The organism is Pseudoalteromonas sp. SG44-1 (assembly GCF_014164315.1).
GTDB classification, from domain to species: domain Bacteria; phylum Pseudomonadota; class Gammaproteobacteria; order Enterobacterales; family Alteromonadaceae; genus Pseudoalteromonas; species Pseudoalteromonas rhizosphaerae.
The window spans coordinates 1-2,365 of sequence record NZ_JACJEW010000144.1; the positions used below are offsets into that span (position 1 = coordinate 1).

The following is a 2,365-nucleotide window of genomic DNA, read 5'->3' on the forward strand; positions in this document are numbered from 1 at the left end:
GTAAGCGTATAGCTAACGACACCTAGCTTTGTTTAATGTTCCAAGGTAGCAGTGGCTCAAGGTTATCTGGCTGCTCAGCAAGGTACTGTAAGCATGTTGATATATAGTTATGCACCACAAGGTCATTAGCCTTTGCTGTTTCAACAAGACTATAGAGTATGGCGCTGGCATGTGCACCATTGCAGGTATTTGAGAATAACCAGTTTTTTCGTCCTATTACAAACGGTTTTATGGCTCGCTCTGCACGGTTATTATCAATACTGAGCCTGCCATCATCGAGGTAACGCCTGAATTTCTCAAACTGATTTATCGCATAGGTAATTGCTTTACCTAGCGCCATTTGGGGAGGGGTTTTATCTTTGTGTTTGAGTAACCATTGATACAATTCATCAACGATTGGTTTGGCTTTTTGCTGCCTAACGGTGAATTTTTCATCGGCCGCTTTACCTTTGATGGCTTGCTCAATACCGTAGAGCTTGCGAATAAGGTTAAGTGCCACATCCGCTTTAACGGTTTTTTTATTATTGCCTTTGGCCTCGATGAATTTTCGGCGTATATGGGCTAAGCACGCAACCAGTGTTGCCTTTGTTTGCTCGTAGGCTTTATAGCCGTCAACGTGCATATAACCTTGATAACCGTCAAGAAAATCAACCGCACAGTGTCCTGCACGACTGTTATGGTAATCAAACAGGACTATATTGGTGCCTTTTCCCAGCCTATCATCCCCACAACAATACAGCCACATATAGCTGGTTGATTTCTCTGCGTTAATAACATTTAACGAGGTTTCATCGCCATGAATTACCGCTTGAGATAACAACACGTCTTTTAAGCGTTGATACAAGGGGGATAATAGTTCAGCGCAGCGTAACATCCAGCTCGACATGGTTTGCCGACTCAACTCAATACCGATATCAGCAAATAGCGTTTCTTGGCGATAAAGCGGTAAACCAAGCTGGTATTTACAGGTGATTATTTGGCTCAGCAAACTAGGCGTGGCGATACTTTTTGGAATGACTGTTGCGGGCATTTTTGCGGTTTTCACCACACTTTCAATGCTTTCACGCTCACAGTGACGGCACGTATATTTAGGGCGAATGGTTTTGATGACTTTGATATGCGCTGGCACAAACTCGAGTGCTTCACTGCTGCTTTCACCCATTTTATGTAGTGAGCTTTGACAGCAATCACACATTTTGTCATCCTCTTCGAGGTCAACAACCACCTCAATTCGCGGCAACTGCGCTGGCAGTGGCCGGCGTTTCGGTTTGGCTTTTTCTGTCTTTACTAAGGGCGATGTGGCCAATAGCGCTTTATCATGTTCATCAAGAATGTCTTCTGCTTCATTGAAGAGCTCTCCAGCACCCGGCATCTTTTCAGATTTCTTCGCGTACTCTTTGGCTAGTTTCGCGTTATAAGCTTGCAGCAATTCATGAATTTGCGCATCTTTTTCAGCCAACTTTTCATCCATAAGCTGTTGCAACTCAAGCAGCATGCGCTTGAGTTGTTCTGGGTCGTCAGGAAGTGAGAGTGCATCAATTTTCATGTTCGCAATTTAGCAGAATTTGACGTTGTTTTCTTGCTTGACGCAAAGATAAAACGGACTGTGTGGCAACGATCGTTTACTGTGAATATGATCAATTAGATCATAGACTGATACTGTAATTCTTCATGACCAAGCACATCATATCCCGACAACAACCAATCCAATTGCCCCGGACTGAGTTCAAATTCTTGCAAACTGACTTTGCTTGGCCATTTGAACTTTTGTTTTTCTAATCGCTTGTACCACAAAGCAAACCCCGTTTTATCCCAGTAAACCAGCTTGAGTTTATCCTTCGCTTTATTGCAGAACAAAAATAATGCGCCAGTGTAAGCGTCACGTTCAAGCTCGCTTTCAACGAGTGCGACCAGACCATCAATGGACTTTCGAAAATCCACGGCGTCACGATGCAAGTAAATACGCGCGGGTTCAACAAACATTTTCATAAGGCAAGCTCACGTAATAATTGACTCAAATAAGCGACAGGCATTGTGGGTGGTAAGCTAATTTTTACGCTGCCGATAGCAAGCGTGATCGGCTGTTGCTGTTCGGTGGGGGCGACGTGTTTAGTGACTTTTGCTTGAACAAAACGACTGGATGAAGCATTAAGCTTACTTCGTGCAGCATAAAACGTTGTTTTTGATAAAGCATGTTGCTGGCAAAACTCAGTAATAGTTAAATCACTGGCTTGTTGTTCTTCGATAATACTGCGCCACTGTTCAAGGCTACGTGTTTTTCTCATGGCTATCTCCTCATTGAAATTCGGAAATAGCTTAATCATTTTGACGAGTTACTGGCAGGTGCATTTTGCTAGACGCTTAC

The 2,365-nt window shown here is 43.4% G+C and carries 3 protein-coding genes; all 3 read right to left on the bottom strand.

Going from position 1 to position 2,365, the window contains the following annotated elements; all coding sequences use genetic code 11:
- Positions 1 to 22 precede the first annotated feature (22 nt).
- The 3 genes from tnpC to tnpA all read right to left on the bottom strand — a co-directional run bounded on the left by tnpC (position 23) and on the right by tnpA (position 2,285).
- On the bottom strand, positions 23 to 1,546 hold the full coding sequence (gene tnpC, locus H5187_RS23195) for an IS66 family transposase (RefSeq protein ID WP_182798439.1): 1,524 nt from the start codon (positions 1,544 to 1,546) through the stop codon (positions 23 to 25).
- 95 nt (positions 1,547 to 1,641) lie between these two features.
- The gene (tnpB, locus tag H5187_RS23200; protein WP_182798440.1) at positions 1,642 to 1,989 is read right to left on the bottom strand and encodes an IS66 family insertion sequence element accessory protein TnpB; all 348 of its coding nucleotides are present in this window, start codon (positions 1,987 to 1,989) and stop codon (positions 1,642 to 1,644) included.
- Positions 1,986 to 2,285, bottom strand: a complete 300-nt coding sequence (gene tnpA, locus H5187_RS23205; protein ID WP_182798441.1) for an IS66 family insertion sequence element accessory protein TnpA — start codon at positions 2,283 to 2,285, stop codon at positions 1,986 to 1,988. The genes tnpB and tnpA overlap by 4 nt, the downstream gene beginning before the upstream one ends.
- Positions 2,286 to 2,365: the final 80 nt, after the last annotated feature.